17 protein-coding genes, 1 tRNA gene and 1 pseudogene are annotated in these 17,954 nt (G+C 72.1%); 11 read left to right on the top strand and 8 right to left on the bottom strand.

Translation table 11 applies throughout. The features are described 5' to 3' along the window. Positions 1 to 142: 142 nt before the first annotated feature. Both ACH4J0_RS31075 and phoU read right to left on the bottom strand, forming a co-directional pair. The gene (locus ACH4J0_RS31075; protein ID WP_396244086.1) at positions 143 to 322 is read right to left on the bottom strand and encodes a hypothetical protein; all 180 of its coding nucleotides are present in this window, start codon (positions 320 to 322) and stop codon (positions 143 to 145) included. A gap of 167 nt (positions 323 to 489) precedes the next feature. Further along, positions 490 to 1,179 (bottom strand): phosphate signaling complex protein PhoU, encoded by a 690-nt coding sequence (gene phoU / locus ACH4J0_RS31080; protein WP_396244087.1) that lies wholly within the window; start codon positions 1,177 to 1,179, stop codon positions 490 to 492. 306 nt (positions 1,180 to 1,485) lie between these two features. Here phoU and ACH4J0_RS31085 point away from each other — a divergent pair, with 306 nt between their 5' ends. After that, positions 1,486 to 2,955, top strand: a complete 1,470-nt coding sequence (locus tag ACH4J0_RS31085) for a sensor histidine kinase (RefSeq protein ID WP_396244089.1) — start codon at positions 1,486 to 1,488, stop codon at positions 2,953 to 2,955. Positions 2,956 to 2,957: 2 nt separating this feature from the next. Next, positions 2,958 to 3,653, top strand: coding sequence for a response regulator transcription factor (locus ACH4J0_RS31090; protein ID WP_033347005.1), 696 nt, complete (start codon positions 2,958 to 2,960; stop codon positions 3,651 to 3,653). Between the two features lie 75 nt (positions 3,654 to 3,728). Here the strand turns inward: ACH4J0_RS31090 and ACH4J0_RS31095 are convergent, their stop codons facing one another. Continuing rightward, entirely contained in the window at positions 3,729 to 4,442 is a 714-nt protein-coding gene (locus tag ACH4J0_RS31095; protein ID WP_396244090.1) for a DUF461 domain-containing protein, read from the bottom strand. Positions 4,443 to 4,868: 426 nt separating this feature from the next. Here ACH4J0_RS31095 and ACH4J0_RS31100 point away from each other — a divergent pair, with 426 nt between their 5' ends. From ACH4J0_RS31100 to ACH4J0_RS31130, 7 genes are all read left to right on the top strand, one after another. Then, complete coding sequence (locus tag ACH4J0_RS31100; RefSeq protein ID WP_030244332.1) at positions 4,869 to 5,351, top strand: CarD family transcriptional regulator; 483 nt, start codon at positions 4,869 to 4,871, stop codon at positions 5,349 to 5,351. Between the two features lie 259 nt (positions 5,352 to 5,610). Next, on the top strand, positions 5,611 to 6,366 hold the full coding sequence (gene ispD, locus ACH4J0_RS31105) for a 2-C-methyl-D-erythritol 4-phosphate cytidylyltransferase (RefSeq protein ID WP_396244140.1): 756 nt from the start codon (positions 5,611 to 5,613) through the stop codon (positions 6,364 to 6,366). Further along, complete coding sequence (gene ispF / locus ACH4J0_RS31110; protein WP_396244091.1) at positions 6,356 to 6,847, top strand: 2-C-methyl-D-erythritol 2,4-cyclodiphosphate synthase; 492 nt, start codon at positions 6,356 to 6,358, stop codon at positions 6,845 to 6,847. Before ispD ends, ispF begins: the two co-directional genes overlap by 11 nt. Positions 6,848 to 6,993: 146 nt before the next feature. Next, entirely contained in the window at positions 6,994 to 7,389 is a 396-nt protein-coding gene (locus ACH4J0_RS31115; protein ID WP_396244093.1) for a PPOX class F420-dependent oxidoreductase, read from the top strand. A gap of 115 nt (positions 7,390 to 7,504) precedes the next feature. After that, positions 7,505 to 8,899: a cysteine--tRNA ligase gene (gene cysS, locus ACH4J0_RS31120; protein WP_396244095.1), complete on the top strand. Its 1,395-nt coding sequence runs from the start codon at positions 7,505 to 7,507 to the stop codon at positions 8,897 to 8,899. Between the two features lie 136 nt (positions 8,900 to 9,035). Then, the gene (rlmB, locus tag ACH4J0_RS31125) at positions 9,036 to 10,028 is read left to right on the top strand and encodes a 23S rRNA (guanosine(2251)-2'-O)-methyltransferase RlmB (RefSeq protein ID WP_396244096.1); all 993 of its coding nucleotides are present in this window, start codon (positions 9,036 to 9,038) and stop codon (positions 10,026 to 10,028) included. Between the two features lie 168 nt (positions 10,029 to 10,196). Continuing rightward, positions 10,197 to 11,864 (top strand): DoxX family membrane protein, encoded by a 1,668-nt coding sequence (locus ACH4J0_RS31130; RefSeq protein WP_396244097.1) that lies wholly within the window; start codon positions 10,197 to 10,199, stop codon positions 11,862 to 11,864. A gap of 103 nt (positions 11,865 to 11,967) precedes the next feature. Here the strand turns inward: ACH4J0_RS31130 and ACH4J0_RS31135 are convergent, their stop codons facing one another. The 3 genes from ACH4J0_RS31135 to ACH4J0_RS31145 form a co-directional block, all read right to left on the bottom strand. Then, complete coding sequence (locus ACH4J0_RS31135; protein WP_396244099.1) at positions 11,968 to 12,756, bottom strand: NDP-sugar synthase; 789 nt, start codon at positions 12,754 to 12,756, stop codon at positions 11,968 to 11,970. A 161-nt stretch (positions 12,757 to 12,917) separates the two neighbouring features. Continuing rightward, positions 12,918 to 13,361: a hypothetical protein gene (locus tag ACH4J0_RS31140; RefSeq protein WP_396244100.1), complete on the bottom strand. Its 444-nt coding sequence runs from the start codon at positions 13,359 to 13,361 to the stop codon at positions 12,918 to 12,920. 191 nt (positions 13,362 to 13,552) lie between these two features. Continuing rightward, positions 13,553 to 14,650 (bottom strand): ABC transporter ATP-binding protein, encoded by a 1,098-nt coding sequence (locus ACH4J0_RS31145; protein WP_396244101.1) that lies wholly within the window; start codon positions 14,648 to 14,650, stop codon positions 13,553 to 13,555. A 339-nt stretch (positions 14,651 to 14,989) separates the two neighbouring features. On the opposite strand from ACH4J0_RS31145, the gene ACH4J0_RS31150 reads away from it, so the two are divergent. Next, positions 14,990 to 15,063 (top strand) — tRNA-Thr (locus tag ACH4J0_RS31150). Positions 15,064 to 15,222: 159 nt separating this feature from the next. On the opposite strand, the pseudogene ACH4J0_RS31155 reads toward ACH4J0_RS31150, so the two are convergent. Beyond that, positions 15,223 to 16,713: pseudogene (locus tag ACH4J0_RS31155) on the bottom strand (tyrosine-type recombinase/integrase); the annotation flags it as partial. 11 nt (positions 16,714 to 16,724) lie between these two features. Next, complete coding sequence (locus ACH4J0_RS31160; protein WP_396244102.1) at positions 16,725 to 17,327, bottom strand: helix-turn-helix domain-containing protein; 603 nt, start codon at positions 17,325 to 17,327, stop codon at positions 16,725 to 16,727. A gap of 126 nt (positions 17,328 to 17,453) precedes the next feature. Here ACH4J0_RS31160 and ACH4J0_RS31165 point away from each other — a divergent pair, with 126 nt between their 5' ends. Next, the gene (locus ACH4J0_RS31165) at positions 17,454 to 17,678 is read left to right on the top strand and encodes a hypothetical protein (RefSeq protein ID WP_396244142.1); all 225 of its coding nucleotides are present in this window, start codon (positions 17,454 to 17,456) and stop codon (positions 17,676 to 17,678) included. The last annotated feature ends 276 nt before the right edge of the window (positions 17,679 to 17,954 follow it).

Below are 17,954 nucleotides of genomic sequence, written 5' to 3' on the forward strand. Positions count from 1 at the left end.
AGGCACCAGCCCCCCCCCGGACACCCCTTCAAACACCCCCACCCCGTGCTAGCCCGCCCCCCCCCCCCCCCCCCCCCCCGCGCCGGGGGCCCCGCGCCCCCCCCCCCGGGCCCGCCCCGTGGTTCAGTGGCGGTGGAGTTCCTCAGTGACCGCCGCAGCAGCCGCCGTCCGCGCCGCCGCACTGGCAGGGCGCGCCGGACTGGCAGCCGCAGCCGCAGCCCGGACCGCAGCCGCAGCCGGCCGCGAGGACGGGCAACAGCTTCGGGGCGGGCGGCTCGACGGTGTCGTGGGCGGTTGCCGGTCGGATCGGGTTGGCCTTCATCGAGCTCTTCCCTCCTAGTGACGGGCACACCGCGGTGCCCCACCCCTGAGTGAAGCCGCCGTTCGGCGGGAGCGTCAACGGGCGCGCAGTGGTGGGACGTACGGAGGACCGTGCGTCCACACCACCCTCGCCACAGGTTTACTCAGCCCCCGGGGGGTGAGCGGCGGTCACTCCACCCCGGCGGCCTCGGCCGCCTCGGTGGCGGCCACGAACTCGGCCACGTGCTCGCCGGTCACCAGGTACACCACGCGCTTGGCGACCGACACGGCGTGGTCCGCGAAGCGCTCGTAGTAGCGGCCGACCAGGGTGATGTCGACGGCGGTCTCGATGCCGTGGTGCCAGCGCTCGTCGATCAGGTGCGACAGCAGCTCGCGGTGCAGGGCGTCGATCCGGTCGTCGTCCTGCTCCATCTCCAGGGCCTTGTCGACGTCCTTGGTGGCGATCACCAGGCCCGCCTTGGCCACCAGGCGCTGGGCGAGCTGGCCCATCTCCAGGACGGTGGACTGCAGGTCGGCGGGCACCGCCGACTCGGGGTAGCGCATCCGCGCGACCTTGGCGACGTGCCGGGCGAGGTCGCCGCAGCGCTCCAGGTCGGCGCTCATCCGCAGCGAGGTGACCACGATGCGCAGGTCGGTGGCGACGGGCTGCTGACGGGCCAGCAGGTCGATGGCCCGGTTCTCCAGCTCGTGGTGGAGATCGTTGATCTTCTCGTCGGCGGCGATCACGCCCTCCGCCAGCGCCAGGTCCGCGTCGAGGAGGGCGGTGGTGGCCCGGCCCAGGGCCGAGCCGACCAGCCGGGCCATCTCGACCAGGCTGTCGCCGATCGCATCGAGTTCCTCGTGGTACGCGTCGCGCATGTTCTCTCCTCAGTAGCTGTGTCGGTGGCGGTGCCGACCGGTCAGCCCGTCCGACCATCGTTCCGGCGTCGGGGCGACCGCTGCTGGTGGCGCGAATGGTACGCGCACACCCGAGACCTCGGCCGCCGTTCGGCGCACCGATCTCTCCCACACGGGCTGCATGGCCAACTCTGTGCCGTTCGGGCGACGACGCACGGCCGCTACGGTGAATCGGCAGCCACGTGGAGGTGAATTCTCGGCAACGCGTGGTCGATGCCTTGATCCAGCCCTTGGGGAGTGGCCTGGCCGTGCGCTTACGCTGGCCACATGGACGTGAACGTGGCCGCTGCCGCTGCCTGCGCCATAGCCGGGCTCGGCGTCGGCCTCACCGCCTCCATCGCCTTCCGCTGGAGCGAGCGCGAGCAGGCCAGGGGCAGGTACACCAGCGGCAAGCAGTACGGCCGGTACCAGGCGCTGGGCACCGGCACCCCGGAGCCCCCGCTGCCGCCGGGGGTCGACACCGTACTCTCCGTGCTCCGCTCCTGCGCGATCGTGCTGGGCGAGGGCGACGAGGTGGTCAAGGCCAGTTCGGCGGCGTACGCGATGGGCCTGGTGCGCGGCGGTGCGGTCGCCGTGGACCAGATGCTCGCGCTGGCCCGGGCCACCCGCCGGGACGGGGAGATCCGGCAGGTGGAACTGGAGGTGCCCCGCCCCGGCGCGGCGCGCGCGGCCGAACCGCTCGCGGTCTCCGTCCGGGTCGCCCCACTGGGCTCCCGGCTGGTGCTGGTGCTGGTCGAGGACCAGACCGAGCGCCGCCGGGTGGAGGCCGTCCGCCGGGACTTCGTGGCCAACGTCAGCCACGAGCTCAAGACCCCGGTCGGAGCCCTGTCGCTGCTCTCCGAGGCGGTCGCCGACGCGGCCGACGACCCGGAGGCGGTGCAGCGCTTCGCCGGCCGGATGCAGGTCGAGGCGACCCGCCTGGCCAGCCTGGTGCAGGAGATCATCGACCTCTCCCGGGTCCAGGACGACCGGCTGATGGTCGACCCGGAGCCGGTCGCGGTGGACGAGCTGATCGCCGAGGCGATCGACCGCTGCCGCCAGCAGGCCGCCGCCAAGCAGATCCTGATCGCGGCCGGCGGCATCGCCGGGCTCTACCTGCACGGCAACCGCGGCCAGCTCGCCGCGGCGCTCGGCAACCTGGTGGAGAACGCCGTCAACTACAGCCCGCCCCGCACCCGGGTGGCCATCGCCACCCGCCGGATCTCCAGCGCCGCGGCGCTCGGCGAGGCGGACGGCGAGCTGATCGAGATCTCGGTCACCGACCAGGGCATCGGCATCTCCGAGAAGGACCGCGAACGGGTCTTCGAACGCTTCTACAGGGTCGACCCGGCCCGCTCCCGGCAGACCGGCGGCACCGGCCTCGGCCTGTCCATCGTCAAGCACGTCGCGGCCTCGCACGGCGGCACCGTCTCGGTCTGGAGCGTCGAGGGGCAGGGTTCGACCTTCACCGTGCGCCTGCCCGCCGGCCAGGCGCCCGGTGACGACGAGCTCGACGACTTCGAGTCCGACGACTTCGAGTCGGACGACCCAGCCGCCGACGAGTCCGACGACCGCGGACTCAGCGAATCCCTCGAATCCCGCGAACCCCGCGACGCGCCCGGTGCCGACAACGCCGGGCCCGCCGCGGCACCCCCGACCCTCACCACGGACCGCACCGACCGTACGGCCCGTTCGCTCCCCGCCGGGGAGCGGCAAGTACCCCTGACAAAGACAACCCAGCTTGCCCCGGAGGCCTGATCGTGACCCGAGTACTGGTGGTCGAGGACGAGGAGTCGTTCAGCGACGCCCTCTCGTACATGCTCCGCAAGGAGGGCTTCGAGGTGGCCGTCGCCGCGACCGGCCCCGACGCCCTGGAGCAGTTCGAACGCAACGGCGCCGACCTGGTCCTGCTCGACCTGATGCTGCCGGGCCTGCCGGGCACCGAGGTCTGCCGCCAGCTCCGGGTGCGCTCCAACGTCCCGGTGATCATGGTGACCGCCAAGGACAGCGAGATCGACAAGGTCGTCGGGCTGGAGATAGGCGCTGACGACTACGTCACCAAGCCGTACTCCACCCGCGAGCTGGTCGCCCGGATCCGCGCGGTGCTGCGCCGGCGCGGCGAGGACGGCGGCGCGGGCGAGAACGGCGGCGGCCCGGGCGCCCTGGAGGCGGGCCCGGTCCGGATGGACGTGGACCGGCACGTGGTGACCGTGGACGGCGCCAAGGTCGAGCTGCCGCTCAAGGAGTTCGACCTGCTGGAGATGCTGCTGCGCAACGCGGGCCGGGTGCTGACCCGCATGCAGCTGATCGACCGGGTCTGGGGCGCGGACTACGTCGGCGACACCAAGACCCTGGACGTCCACGTGAAGCGCCTGCGGGCGAAGATCGAGCCCGACCCGGGCGCGCCGCGCTACCTGGTCACCGTCCGTGGCCTGGGCTACAAGTTCGAGCCGTAAACCGCGGGCCGGGGAAGACACGGAAGACCCCCGTCGGCAGTCGCCGACGGGGGTCTTCGCGTTACCGCGACCGCGTCAGTGGGCGGCCGGAGCGGTCGCCGTCGCGGTGGCGCCGGAGACCGGGACGACCGGAGCGCCCGGGGCGGTGGCGCCCGCCGACGCGGTGGCCGGGGCCGACGGGGTGACCGGCGCGCCCGGGACGGTGGCACCGGCGGACGGCGTGGCCGGGGCGGTCGCGCCCGGGGAGGCGGCGCGGGTGGGCGTGGCCGCCGGGGACGGGGTCGGGCCGTAGCCCGTGTACAGCGCCGCGTCCGGGCTCACGGCCGCCTGGGCGTCGACCTTCTGGCCGTCCTTGAACGCGAAGGTGGTGGTGGCGAAGCCGCCGATGTGGACGGAGGCCGAGCTGACGGTGGCGGACGGGTTGCCCTGGCCGCCGAGGATCACCGAGCCGCCGGCCGGCACGACGATGCTGGACTGCGGGGCGCCCGCGGCGTCCGCGAAGGTGGCGGCGGCGTTGCCGACGGTGATCGACTGAAGCTCCGCCGGGGTGCTGGCCGTGTTGGAGATGTTCACGACCACGTTGGCGGGGCCCGTGTAGTCACCCGAGGTGCCGGCCCCGGTGACGAGCACGATGTTGTTCAGTCGAAGGTTCGTCCCCAGGGTCGCCGCGGCGTTGTCCGGCTTGATCTGCAGGGTGTCCGGCGTGGTGCTGGCCGCGCAGGAGGACAGCGAGGCGATGGCGATGGCGGCGATGGCGGCGATGCTGCCGCGTCGAAGGCTGCGGCTCACGGCGGCGGCTACTCCTAGGTCACGTGTCGACAGGTCAGGTTCAGATTATCGACCTCACTTATGCGCTCCTCACGGGGTGGTCCCCGTGTCGCACTCCCGGGGCCCTGCGGGGGCCGTCCGGCCGTACCGCTGGCATGAACGGGTCACCGGAAGGACAAGCTTCGACCAAGATCGAATAACGATCGGATCACGGCCGAAAACGGGGTGAAAGCTCAAGATCCAATCATGGTTGCGGGGGTGTTGCGCAAGGGTTTCGCTCGACGCCGGAACCGCCTCCGACCTGCGGGAAGCCCCTCTCGAACACCGGTCGCAGCACGTCATGGGGGTGGTTGTCAAGCCCCGAGACCGGCCCTGACCTGCGAAAACGCCCTTCGGGTGCGCCGCAAGGCGTGTTATTCTGGAAAGCCACGGAAGGGGTCCTGTCACATGACGTTCAAGGTTGGCGACACGGTGGTCTACCCCCATCACGGGGCCGCGCTGATCGAGGCCATCGAAATTCGCCAGATCAAAGGTGTGGACAAGACCTACCTGGTGCTCAAGGTGCAGCAGGGAGACCTGACGCTCCGCGTGCCCGCCGAGAACGCGGAGTTCGTCGGCGTGCGCGATGTGGTCGGCCAGGAGGGTCTGGACCGGGTCTTCGAGGTGCTGCGGGCACCGTACACCGAAGAACCGACCAACTGGTCCCGTCGCTACAAGGCGAACCTGGAGAAGCTCGCCTCGGGCGACGTCATCAAGGTCGCCGAGGTCGTGCGCGACCTCTGGCGTCGTGAGCGCGAGCGCGGCCTCTCGGCCGGCGAGAAGCGGATGCTCGCGAAGGCGCGCCAGATCCTCGTCAGCGAACTCGCGCTGGCGGAGAACACCAACGAGGACAAGGCGGAGACGCTGCTCGACGAGGTCCTCGCCTCGTAGTGCGGTCGGGCTGCCGCCCATCGCCCACAGCGCCCGGTGCCGGCGCGCCGCTCCCAGGACGGACCGTCCAGGAGTGGTGCAGTGGCACTCCGGGCGCTGAGGCGTGTCCGGACGACGCCCCCCACCCGAGCCGGCCCAGGCCTGCAAGACCGTTTCTGCGCAGCTGTGCGGCGGGCAGTGGACCAGTGGTTCTTCGGAAGGGGCCCCCGCGCCCGCCGGGCACGCCAAGGCCATACCCACTTCGCCGAAGGAGTGAAACCTGAACGCCTCAGGAGCAGTCGCAGCAGCAGTGGTGCCCGCCGCCGGACGCGGTGAGCGGCTCGGGCCCGGCGCCCCGAAGGCCCTGCGGGAACTGGGTGGCGTGCCGCTCCTGGTGCACGCCGTACGGGCCCTCGCCCGCAGCCGGGCGGTCGGCCTGGTCGTGGTCGCCGCGCCCGCCGACGGGGTGGCCGAGGTGGTCGCCCTGCTGGACAGCCACGGGCTGGACGGCAAGGACGTCCGGGTGGTGGCCGGCGGCGCGACCCGCCAGGAGTCGGTCCGGCTGGGCCTGGCCGCGATCCCCGAGGAGGTCGGGATCGTCCTGGTGCACGACGCGGCCCGCCCGCTCGTCCCGGTCGAGGTGGTGGACGCCGTCGCGGCCGCCGTCCGGTCCGGGGCCGGGGCGGTGGTGCCCGCGGTGCCGCTGGCCGACACCGTGAAGCGGGTCGAGCCCAACCCGGGAAACCCCGAGCCGGTCGTCGACACGCCCGAGCGGGCCACCCTGCGCGCGGTGCAGACGCCGCAGGGCTTCGACCGGGCCACCCTGGTGGAGGTCCACGCCAAGGCGCTGGCCGAGGAGGCCGCGGGCGGCGCCGACGCCCCGCCCGTCACCGACGACGCCGGACTCGTGGAGCGCTACGGCGGCACGGTCGTCGTGGTGCCCGGCCACGAGGAGGCGTTCAAGGTCACCCGTCCGTTGGACCTCGTGCTCGCCGAGGCCGTACTCGCCCGCCGGAGGGCCGCCGATGCCTACTGAGCCCCTGATCCCCCGGGTGGGGATCGGCACCGATGTGCACGCCTTCGAGGCCGGGCGCCCGCTCTGGGTGGCCGGACTGGAGTGGCCGGACGCCGAGTTCGGGCTCGCCGGGCACTCGGACGCCGACGTCGCCGCCCACGCCTCCTGCGACGCGCTGTTCTCGGCCGCCGGGATCGGCGACCTGGGCGCCCACTTCGGCACCGACCGCCCGGAGTGGGCCGGCGCCTCCGGGGTGAAGCTGCTCGGCGAGGCGGCCCGACTGGTGCGCGAGGCGGGCTTCGAGATCGGCAACATCGCGGTCCAGGTGATCGGCGTCCGGCCGAAGATCGGCAAGCGGCGGGCCGAGGCGCAGGCCGCGCTGTCCGGGGCGGCCGGGGCGCCGGTCTCGGTCTCCGGCACCACCACCGACGGCCTGGGCCTGACCGGTCGGGCCGAGGGGCTGGCCGCGATCGCCACCGCGGTGGTGTACGAGCGGCGTTGAGCCCGTGCGCTCAACGGTCCTGGAATAACCCGGCGCTGACGGGTGTTCACTGGTCGTCGCGGGGGCTGGGATCGATAGTGTTCGGACCGGGCCCGCGCCGTCGTCCTGCCGGGCTCGTACCGTCGCCGATGAGAAGAGGGAACCCGATGAGTGCGCAACTCTCCGACAAGGCCAGGGAACTGCTCGACGACAAGAGCTTCGCCGTGGTCTCCACGATCCAGCCCGACGGCAGCCCCCAGTCCTCGGTGGTCTGGGTCAAGCGGGACGGCGACGACATCCTGTTCTCCACCGTCCAGGGCCGCCGCAAGCACCTCAACCTGGTGAAGGACCCGCGCGTCTCGATCCTGATCAACCCGGCGGACAGCCCGTACGAGTACCTGGAGGCGCGCGGTTCGGTCACGATGACCACGGAGGGCGGCCGGGAGCTGATCAACGAGCTGGCCGCCAAGTACCGCGGCGTGGACGAGTACACCTGGGACGGTCCGGAGGACGTCCGGGTGGTCGTCCGGCTCTCGCCGCGCAAGGTGGTCGGCAGCATCTGACCGGCGCGGACGTCCGGCGTTTCCCCGGGACCGCACCCTGCCGTTCCCGGGGAATGCCCTGCCGTTCCCCGGTAATGTCGCGGGGCACCCCCCGCTGCCCACTACGCTTGACGCTGTGAGCATTCGTCTGTACGACACCAGCACCCGCCAGGTACGCGACTTCGTCCCGCTTGTACCGGGTTGTGTCTCGATCTACCTGTGCGGCGCTACCGTCCAGTCGGCGCCACACATCGGGCACATCCGGTCCGGCCTCAACTTCGACATCATGCAGCGGTGGTTCGCCTACCGCGGCTACCAGGTGACCTTCGCCCGCAACGTCACCGACATCGACGACAAGGTGATCGCCAAGGAGCGCGAGCTCGGCACGCCGTGGTGGCAGATCGCCTACGAGAACGAGCGCGCCTTCAACGACGGTTACAGCGCGCTCGGCTGCCTGCCGCCGACCGTCGAGCCGCGGGCCACCGGGCACATCCCCGAGATGATCGAGATGATGCAGGGGCTGATCGCCAAGGGCCACGCCTACGCGGCCGACGGCAACGTCTACTTCGACGTGAAGTCGTACCCCGACTACCTCGCGCTCTCCAACCAGAAGCTGGCCGACCTGCGCCAGCCCGAGGGCGAGGGCGAGACCGGCAAGCGCGACCAGCGCGACTTCGCGATGTGGAAGTCCGCCAAGCCGGGCGAGCCGAGCTGGGACACCCCGTGGGGCCGCGGCCGTCCGGGCTGGCACCTGGAGTGCTCGGCGATGGCCCACAAGTACCTGGGCGCGGCCTTCGACATCCACGGCGGCGGGCTGGACCTGATCTTCCCGCACCACGAGAACGAGATCGCCCAGTCCAAGGCCTACGGCGACGACTTCGCCGCCTTCTGGGTGCACAACGCCTGGGTCACCATGGCCGGCGAGAAGATGAGCAAGTCGCTCGGTAACTCGGTGCTGGTCTCCGAGATGGTCCAGCGCTGGCGGCCGATCGTGCTCCGCTACTACCTGGGCGCCGCGCACTACCGCTCGATGATCGAGTACAGCGAGGACGCGCTGCGCGAGGCCGAGGCCGGGTTCGGCCGGATCGAGGGCTTCATCCAGCGGGCCGTCGAGCGCTGCGGCACGGTCGACGCGGCGCCCGAGGTGCCCCCGGCCTTCGCCGAGGCGATGGACGACGACCTCGGCGTTCCGCAGGCGCTGGCCGTCGTGCACACCGCCGTCCGCCAGGGCAACAGCGCCCTGAACGCGGACGACAAGGAGAGCGTGGTGGCGCGACTGGCCGAGGTCCGTGCGATGCTCGGTGTACTGGGCCTCGACCCGCTCGACCCGCAGTGGACCGGGACGGAGCGCGGTGAGGACCTCCACGGTGTGGTCGACTCGCTCGTCCGCCTGGTCCTGGACCAGCGGCAGGCGGCGCGCCAGCGCAAGGACTTCGCCACCGCGGACGCCATCCGCGACCAGCTCGGCCTGGCCGGGCTGGTGATCGAGGACACCCCGTCCGGCCCGCGCTGGACGATCAACAGCCAGTAACCCCATCTGACGATCGGGGTGATGGGTGGGCCGTACCGGACCGGTGCGGCCCTCCCGCATGACGTAGCGCATGCCGTCGGCCGCCGCCGCACCGAGCGGGGCGTCCGGGCATGCCGGACAGACAGGAAGTACAGCCATGGCCGGCAACAGCCAGCGCAGGAACCGCCGCAACCCCGGATCGAAGAAGGGCGCGTCTGTCGGTACCGGCGGGCACAGCCGGAGGGCACTGGAGGGCAAGGGCCCGACCCCGCCCGGTGAGGCGCGCAAGGGCCACCCCAAGCAGCGGGCCGCCAACGCCGCGCTCAAGCGCGAGCGGGACGCCAAGGCCCGGGCCGGCATGCGCCGGGCCGGCGCCGGCGGTCGCGGCGGTCGCGGTGGCGCGGGCAGCGCCGAGCTGGTCTTCGGCCGCAACTCGGTGGTCGAGGCGCTGCAGGGCGACGTCCCGGCCAACGCGCTGTACGTCCAGCAGTTCATCGACACCGACGACCGTGTCCGCGACGCCTTCCAGGCCGCCAACGAGCGCGGCATCCCGCTGATGGAGGCCCCGCGGCCCCAGCTGGACCAGATGACCGGCGGGATGAACCACCAGGGCCTGGTGCTTCAGGTCCCGCCGTACGAGTACGCCCACCCCGAGGACCTCCTGGCCGACGCCGCCGACGCCGGCCAGGACGCGCTGATCATCGCCCTGGACGGAGTCACCGACTCGCGCAACCTGGGCGCCGTGGTCCGCTCCGCCGCCGCGTTCGGCGCGCACGGCGTGGTCATCCCCGAGCGCCGCGCGGCCGGCATGACCGCCGGTGCCTGGAAGACCTCCTCCGGTGCCGCGGCCCGACTGCCCGTCGCCCGCGCCACCAACCTGACCCGGACCCTGGAGGCCTACCAGAAGGCCGGCCTGATGGTGGTCGGCCTGGCCGCCGACGGCGAGGCCGAGCTGGGCGACCTGGAGCTGCTGACCGGCCCCGTGGTGATCGTCGCGGGCAGCGAGGGCAAGGGCCTGTCCCGGCTGGTCTCGGAGACCTGCGACATGCGGGTGCGGATCCCGATGAGCGGTCTGACCGAGTCGCTGAACGCCGGTGTCGCGGCGGGCATCGTGCTCTACGAGGCCGCGCGGCTGCGCGCCAAGCGCTGAGCACGGCGGGCGTCCCGCCCGCAGGGGATCTTCCGAATTCCCCGTGATCCGAGTGGAAAGCGATCGGGCCCGACCAGGTCCGATCGCTTTTCTCATGATCACTTCAAGTATGCGCCGGACATCCACCCGGGAGAGTGTCCTAAGCGGCCGTCACCCGGTTAGACGGGCGTGGACGTGGACACCAGAACACCTCGGCGCCCCCTGTTCGGCGGCGGCAGCACCGGGATAGACGCGGGCCCAGGGCTCGACACCGTCAAGGTGCCGTCGGACCCCGCGCGCCTCAGCAGCACCCAGGCGAGCTTCAAGCTCCGGTTCGGCGCCCCGGTGGCGCCGCTGATCGAGGCCCCGGCCGGACTGCTGTCCACCGGCGCCGCGTTCGGCGACCCGTACGCCAGTCAGGGCCTGATCCGCCGTCCGCTGGTCACCCCGCAGGTCGTCGTACCCGCCTCCGCCGTCCCGGCGCTGGCCGGGGCCGGCGGCGGCGCACCCCGCCGCAAGGGCCGGGTCACCGCCGTCACCTGGACCGGCCAGGCGGCCCCCGGGGACCTCGCGGCCACCCGGCTGCTGGAGGCGGTGCGGACCAACGGCTCCCCGGCGGGCATCGACCTCGACGAGGACACCCAGGTGCTCCCGGCCTACGCCGGCGCCCGGACCGTCCCCCGCCAGTCGCGCGAGGGTACCGGCACCGCCACCGACGCGGGAGTCGGCCCGGTCGGCGAGCCGCACGGCTGGACGCCCAGCGGCGAACTGCCCGAGGTCTGCGCCGCCGACGCCGGGGGCAGGCAGCCCTGGTACCCCGGCCGCCGGGTCGACCTGGGCCTGGTGCTGCTCCCGCTGCGCGCCGTGCTCGGCTCGCTCTCCGTCTACGCCGGGTTCAGCAAGCTCTGCGACCCGGTCTACTTCGACGGTGGCGAGCGCGGCTCGATGGTGCGCTGGCTCTCCTCGCTGCACCCGTGGAAGGTCGCCGAGCCGCTGCTCGCCTTCGCGATGGCGCACCCCGTCGGCTCCGGCCTGGTGGTGTCGTTCACCGAGATCGTGGTCGGCGTGCTCACCGTCCTCGGCCTCTGGCAGCGGCTCGCGGCCGGAGCGGCGATGCTGCTCTCCGCCGCGCTGCTGTTCACCGTCAGCTGGCGGGCCGTGCCGGTCTACGACACCCCCGACCTGATCTTCCTCGCGGCCTGGAGCCCGCTGCTGATCGCCGGGGCGCCCTTCGCCTCGCTCGACGGGCGGCTCAACCTGGAGGCGTGGCGCCGGATCGGCCCCGGCGCACCGGGCGCCCTGCGCCGCCGGGTGCTGCGCCGGGGCGCGGTGGTCACCACCGTCGTGGTCGGCCTGACCCTGGTGCTCGGCTCGATGCTGGGCGCGGCCGTCCGCACCGGGGCCCGGCCGCACCAGGCACCGGGCCGTCCGGCCACCGACTACGGCACCCCGGTCTGGCCGTCGGGCAGCCCGTCCGGCGCCCCGGGCGGACAGGGCACGTCCACCACGCCCCCGCCCGCTGCCACGCACCCGGCCACCCCGACGCCGAGCGCCACCACGCCCGCCACGGCCCCCGCCAAGTCGGCGGGTGCCTCGCCCAGCGGCAAGCACTCCGGCAGGGCCGAGAGCGGCGGCTCCTCCTCGGCGCCGTCCGCCCCGTCCGCCGGGTCCGGCTCCGCACCGGCCCAGCGGCCCCCGGCCCCCGGAGGCTCGGGCACGGCGCCCAAGCCCAGCCCGAGCAACGGCTCCGGACTGCTCGGCGGGGTGCTGGGCAGCGGGCCGGTGCTGGGCAGCGGTCCGCTGACAGACCCGTCCGGTGGGCAGTCCTCCCGTCCGGGGACGCCGACGGCCACCTGAGGCCGCCGGACGCGCTACGGCCGGGTGCTCCGTGGGGGAGCGCCCGGCCGTAGCGCTGTTGCCTCCCCCTCCGCCTCGCCCTCCGTCTCGCCCTCCGCCTTCGTCACTGGGCGCTGTCGCGGTAGGCGGCGAGCTCCTTGGCGGCCTCGGTGAGGTCCTTCGCGGTGTCGATGGCGCGCCAGTACACGCCCAGCGCCAGCTGGTAGCCGGCGAGCCGCTTGCCGCGGGCGAGCTGGGGGAAGGTGGTGCGCTCGTGGTCGCCCACGTCCGGCAGCAGCTCGGCGAACTCCGGGCTGAAGACGTACAGGCCGGCGTTGATCAGGAAGGGCGAGGGCGGGGCCTCGATGAAGTCCAGCACGTTGCCGAACTGGTCGGTCTCCACGGCGCCCCACGGGATCCGCGGCCGGGCCAGCGCGAGCGTCGCGACGGCGTCCCGCTCGTGGTGGAAGGCGGCCATGTCGCGCAGGCTGAAGCGGGTCCAGATGTCGCCGTTGGTGGCGTACCAGGGCTCGTCCGGGCGCGGCAGCGCCTTCGCCGCGAGCTTCAGGCCGCCGCCGCGTCCCAGCGGCTCGGCCTCGACCACCGTGCGGACCCGCAGCGGCAGGTCCGCACGGTCGAGCCACTCCTCCAGCACGTCGGCGAGGTGGCCGCAGGACACCACGACGTCGGTGACGCCCTCGGCGGCCAGCCAGGCCAGCTGGTGGCCGAGGATCGGGATGCCCGTCCCCGGGATCTCGACCAGCGGCTTGGGGCGGTCGTCCGTGTAGGGGCGCAGCCTGGAGCCCTGGCCGCCGGCCAGGATCACGGCCTGGGTGACGGGCGTCGTGGTCGGCCGGGGCTGGTGGGGCGCCGGGGATGCGGGGTCGGCGGTGGGGCCGGAGTCAGCGGTCATGCCTGAACAATAGGACGCCGGGCGGGGGTTGACGCCGTCCGTGGGTCAGAGACTGTGGTCCGACGGCGATCGGGCGATCGGGCGGTCGCTGCGAGCCGATCGCTGTCAGCCGACGGCCGGCAGCCCATGACTGCCGGCCGGTGGCTGTCAGCCGGTGGCTGTCAGCCGGCGACGCCGGCCGCGAAGGAGCCGTCACAGACCGGGCGGGCGAAGGAACGGGCTCGCTGGACGTCGCCCTGGTACTTGCGCACCGCGGCCTTGCCCAACTCGGTGGCCAGCGAGGTGCAGTACGGCGTCAGCGAGGGCTGCTCGCGCATCGAGCGCTCGAGCAGGTCCAGCGCGGCCGACGGGTTCTTGGCGCGCAGTTCGTCCAGCAGCGCCACCCGCAGCGAGTCCTGCGGGGCGAGCCCGTCCGTCTTGCCGGCGGCGGTGGCGGAGCGCCCGATCCCGGCGCCGTCGCCGCTGGACGCCGCCACGACCTGCTGGTCGAGCCCGGTCGGTGGGGCCCACGGGACCCGGGTCACGGCGAGGGTGCCGGTGGTCACCAGGACGACCGGCAGGGTCAGGGCGACGGTCTGGCCGATACGGCGTACAAGCTGCTTCACCCTCAGGAGAGTAGCGGTGGGTGCGGGCCGGATCGCCCTCCGTTACACCATCGAGTGACAGGTGTCCGGGTTCGTCCTCGCGCCGGGTTGACGCGGGGGTGTGACGCGGGGGTGTACGGACGGAGCCCGCCGGACCGGAAGGGGTCCGACGGGCTCCGTCGCGCGTGCCGGCTGCCTCAGGCAGCGGGTGCTCAGTCGCAGACGCTCAGGCGCACGCCGCTGCTGGTGGCGAAGACGTGGGTCTCCTGGGCGATCGGCACCACGTGGATGGTCTCGCCGCGGGTCGGGATCTGGCGGCCGGGCACCCGGACGACCAACTCCTTGTCCACGCCGCCGATCTGGGTGGTGCCGTAGACGAAGCCGTCCGAGCCGAGCTCCTCGACCACGTTCACCGTCACCGCGACGCCCTCGATGCCGCCGGCGTCGACGATCTGGAAGTGCTCCGGGCGGATGCCGACGATCACCGTCTTGTCGGCGCCGGCCCCGGCCAGGTTCTCGCGCGAGATGTTGACCACCGAGCCGCCGAACTTCACGCCGCCGTCGACCAGCGGCACCTCGACCAGGTTCATGGCCGGCGAGCCGATGAAGCCGGCCACGAACAGGTTGGCGGGCTTGTCGTACATGTTGCGCGGGGTGTCGACCTGCTGCAGCAGACCGTCCTTGAGCACCGCGACCCGGTCGCCCATGGTGAGCGCCTCGGTCTGGTCGTGGGTGACGTACACGGTGGTGATGCCCAGGCGGCGCTGGAGGCCGGCGATCTGGGTACGGGTCGAGACGCGGAGCTTGGCGTCCAGGTTCGACAGCGGCTCGTCCATCAGGAAGACCTGCGGCTGGCGGACGATCGCGCGGCCCATCGCGACGCGCTGGCGCTGACCGCCGGAGAGCGCCTTCGGCTTGCGGTCCAGGAAGTCGGTGAGGTCGAGGATCTTCGCCGCCTCCTCGACCTTGGTGCGGATGTCCGCCTTGTTCACGCCGGCGATCTTGAGCGCGAAGCCCATGTTCTCGGCGACGGTCATGTGCGGGTAGAGCGCGTAGTTCTGGAACACCATGGCGATGTCCCGGTCCTTCGGCGGCAGGTGGGTGACGTCCCGGTCACCGATCCGGATCGCACCGCTGTTGACGTCCTCCAGACCGGCCAGCATGCGCAGGCTGGTCGACTTGCCGCAGCCCGACGGGCCGACCAGCACGAGGAACTCGCCGTCCGCGATCTCCAGGTCCAGCGCGTCCACCGAGGGCTTGGTGGCCCCCGGGTAGATGCGGGTCGCCTGGTCGTACGTGACAGAAGCCATGGTCGTTCTCTCCTTCACCGGCAGGAACGTGCCGGACGATCCGAGTAAAGGGGGGTTCGTTCGTCTTCGTCGGTCCGTCAGTGGTCTGAACCACTAATCGAACCGACTCCCGGCGACGCTACCTGCGCTTCCGTCGCTTGTCAGCCCCTCCCCGTCCCGATTTCGGCATCGGTTCCATCACGCCCGCCCCGCGCCCCGCCCCACGCTCCATCCCGTGCCCACCCCGTCCCTTCCCCGTTCCCGCCCGCCCCGTCAACCCCCGGATATCCCCCCACCCCGCCACCCCGGCCCGGTAGACTGCCCCCGGTGCCGCCGTGATCCTTCGCGGACGGTCACCGTGCCTCCTTAGCTCAGCTGGCCAGAGCACCGCTCTTGTAAAGCGGGGGTCGTCGGTTCGAACCCGACAGGGGGCTCTGCGCGCCGCCCCGGATGAGCTGCAGCTTTGGCCGTCTGGGGGCTTCACTACCGGCCTCGGACGACTCGTCCGGGGCCGTTTGCGTGAGCGATGCGTGAGCGGACGCCGTAGTCGGGGCTGATGCGGCGGTGGACTGGGCGTCCTTGCGCGGCTTGATGGCCCTCGGGACGAGGCGGGCAGCTGCCTCGGCGATGGCCCGGTCGACCTGCGGAAGCAGGGTCGTGTAGGTGTCCGAGGTGATGCCGATCGAGGAGTGGCCGAGCATCTCCTTGATCGAGTGCAGGTCCGCTCCCGCTGCGTGAGCGAGGCTCGCCGCGCCGTGTCGGAGGTCATGTAGGCGGATCGGCGGGAGGTCGATCTCCTCGTACAGCTCGCGAAACCGGTCGGTGACGGCCATGGGGTGTAGCCACTCGCCGTTCTCCTTGGTGAAGACGCGGCCGGTCTCGACCCAGGCGGTGCCCCACCTCTCGCGGTCGGCGTGCTGCTGGAGGCGGTGCTCCTTCAGGACGGCCACCGTGTCGGAGTCCAGCGCGATTGTGCGGGCCCCGGCATCGGTCTTCGGGTCGTCCTCGTAGACCTCCCAGCCGTCCACGACCAACTGCTTAGCCACGGTGAGAAGTTCGGACTTCAGGTTGGTGTCGGCCCACCGCTGGCCGCATGCTTCGCCGCGCCGGAGTCCTCGGAAGGTGACCAGGTGGAACAGCGCGTAGAGGCGGTCGGTGGTGGCATGGTCGAGGAAGGCGCCGGTCTGCTCCGGTGTCCAGACCATCACCGGGGACGGCTTCTCGCCGGTGAGCTCCCAGTGCTCGATTCGCTCCTCGGTCCAGACGAGCGGCTTGGGCCGCTTGCCGGCCTCCAGCTCGACGTGCGAGGCCGGGTTGAAGGTGATGATCTGCCGCCTGATTGCTGCGTTGAGGGCAGCACGGAGGGTAGAGCGGATCCGCTGGCGACTGGAGGCGCTGACGGGCCGCCGGAAGGGCTTCATGTCGGCGATGGCGGCCTTGAGCGCCTTGCGCCGGGCGCGGAACTCCCGGCCCTTCCATGGGATGCGGGAGAGGTCATCAATCGCCGCCTGCCGCTGGGCGTTGGCCTCGGCGATCTCGACGTTCGCCTCGTCGATGGCCGCGAACATCTCCTCCAGGTGCGTGACCCGGAGTCGGTCGAGGCGGATGTTGCCGATCCGCGGCTTGATGTGGCGCCGGATGCTGCTTTCGTCCCGGCTGATCGCGGTGGCCCGGCCGCGCTTCCCGGCGAGCCAGAGGTCGAGCCACTCGCCGACGGTGAGCCGATTCTGGAGGTCCTGCCCGGAGGAGAGCCGGCGCCGGGTCTCCTCGACGTCGGGCAGCGGAGCCTTCTCGTCCGCGACCTTCTCCAGCAGCTCGGCTATCTGTGCGAGGCCCTCGAGGTCGTCCGAGTCCGGGATGTGCAGCAGCGCGCGGACCTGGTCGAGATCGCCCTGGGCGGCCTTGAGCGACTGGTAGCCGGAGCGGTTGAAGGCTCGGCGCGAGCCGTCCGGGCGGTTGGGCAGCTCCTGGCGTATCGCGTAGGAGCCGTGCTTGCGGCTGGAGAGCTTGGGGCACGACTTGCCGAGAGGCTTGCCTGTGTCGGTGTCGCGGCAGTAGCAGCGGTGGTAGGTGGAGCCCTTCAAGGCGGTCCTTCCTATGCGTCGTTGGTGGGGTTGTCTTCCTCGTCGAGGAACACGAGGTGGCTCGGAAGCGGGGGAGGGGTCAGGCCCCACTCGCGCAGTCGGGCTCGGACCGGCAGGAGCTCCGAGCGGACGGCTTGGACCAGCAGGTCGACCTTCGCGTCAGATCCGGGCGGCCAGACCTCTCGTCCAGGGAGGAACTGGAGCTGCCAGGCCTCGTGGTGGCTGGTTCGGAGGCCTTCCTCTCTCCTGGCGTACGTGCGGAACAGGGCTGCGTCCCCAGTCGCGTGATCCACGTCCTCGCCGACGAACCACCTGAAGGCCGTCCACGGGTCCGAACGCTCGGAGGGGAGGTGCTCCACACTGCTACGTCCGCCAAGGGGGAAGACCAACGCGGCAGGGGGCGTCTCGACGGCCTTGGCGAGTACGAGGAGCTCGGGAACGGTCAGGGTCAGCCGCCGTCCTGACTCCCAGTTCGCAATGACGTTGCGGGGGATGGGGTGGCCCAGGCTCTCGCAGGCGTCCGCGAGGTCCTGCGCGGTCATTCCCAGCTCCTTCCTGGCCCTGCGGACCTCGGCGATCACGGCTTTCGTGATCCGGGCCGCCCACTCTTCCATTCCATCTTGTGTCATATCGACACTTTATGTCCGCGCATTCTGTTCCTCGATCCGGCGACCCGCCGGGCGTGCCGATGAATGGAGACAGCTGTGCGAACCGAAACCGCGAGCCAGGAGACCGTGGGCATGAGCCGGGCTGAGCTGCTCGCGCTGCCGGCTGCCATTGACCTGGACACCGCGAACCGGGCGATCGGCCTTGGCCGTAGCAAGGGCTACGAGCTGGCGCGTCGGGATGCCTACCCCTGTCGAGTCCTGCGGCTGGGCAAGAAGTACCGCGTCATCACCGCCGATCTGCTTCGCCTGCTGGGCATCGGCCTGCCGGTCGAGGGCGGTATCGGCGACGTGGCATGACGGCGTCGTGGGCATGCGGCGCATGCGGCTGTCTGCCGTGGGCGGACTGCCCGGCTGAACGGTGGATCTTCCGCAGAGGCGGTCGTAACGTCGCGGTCGCCCGCAGGTCGATGAGGCCGCAACGCGGCTTGTCTGCCTGCGCGTTGATGCGCACCGCGTCGCAGATGCGGTCAGGCATGCGACGGCCCCCGGTGCTACCAACACCGAGGGCCAGGCGAAGTCCCCAGATCAGGCAAACCATTCGAACCGGTGGCGCGCGATTTGCAGGTCGTGCGC

It is taken from the genome of Kitasatospora sp. NPDC017646 (genome assembly GCF_044329365.1).
Classification (GTDB): Bacteria; Actinomycetota; Actinomycetes; order Streptomycetales; family Streptomycetaceae; genus Kitasatospora.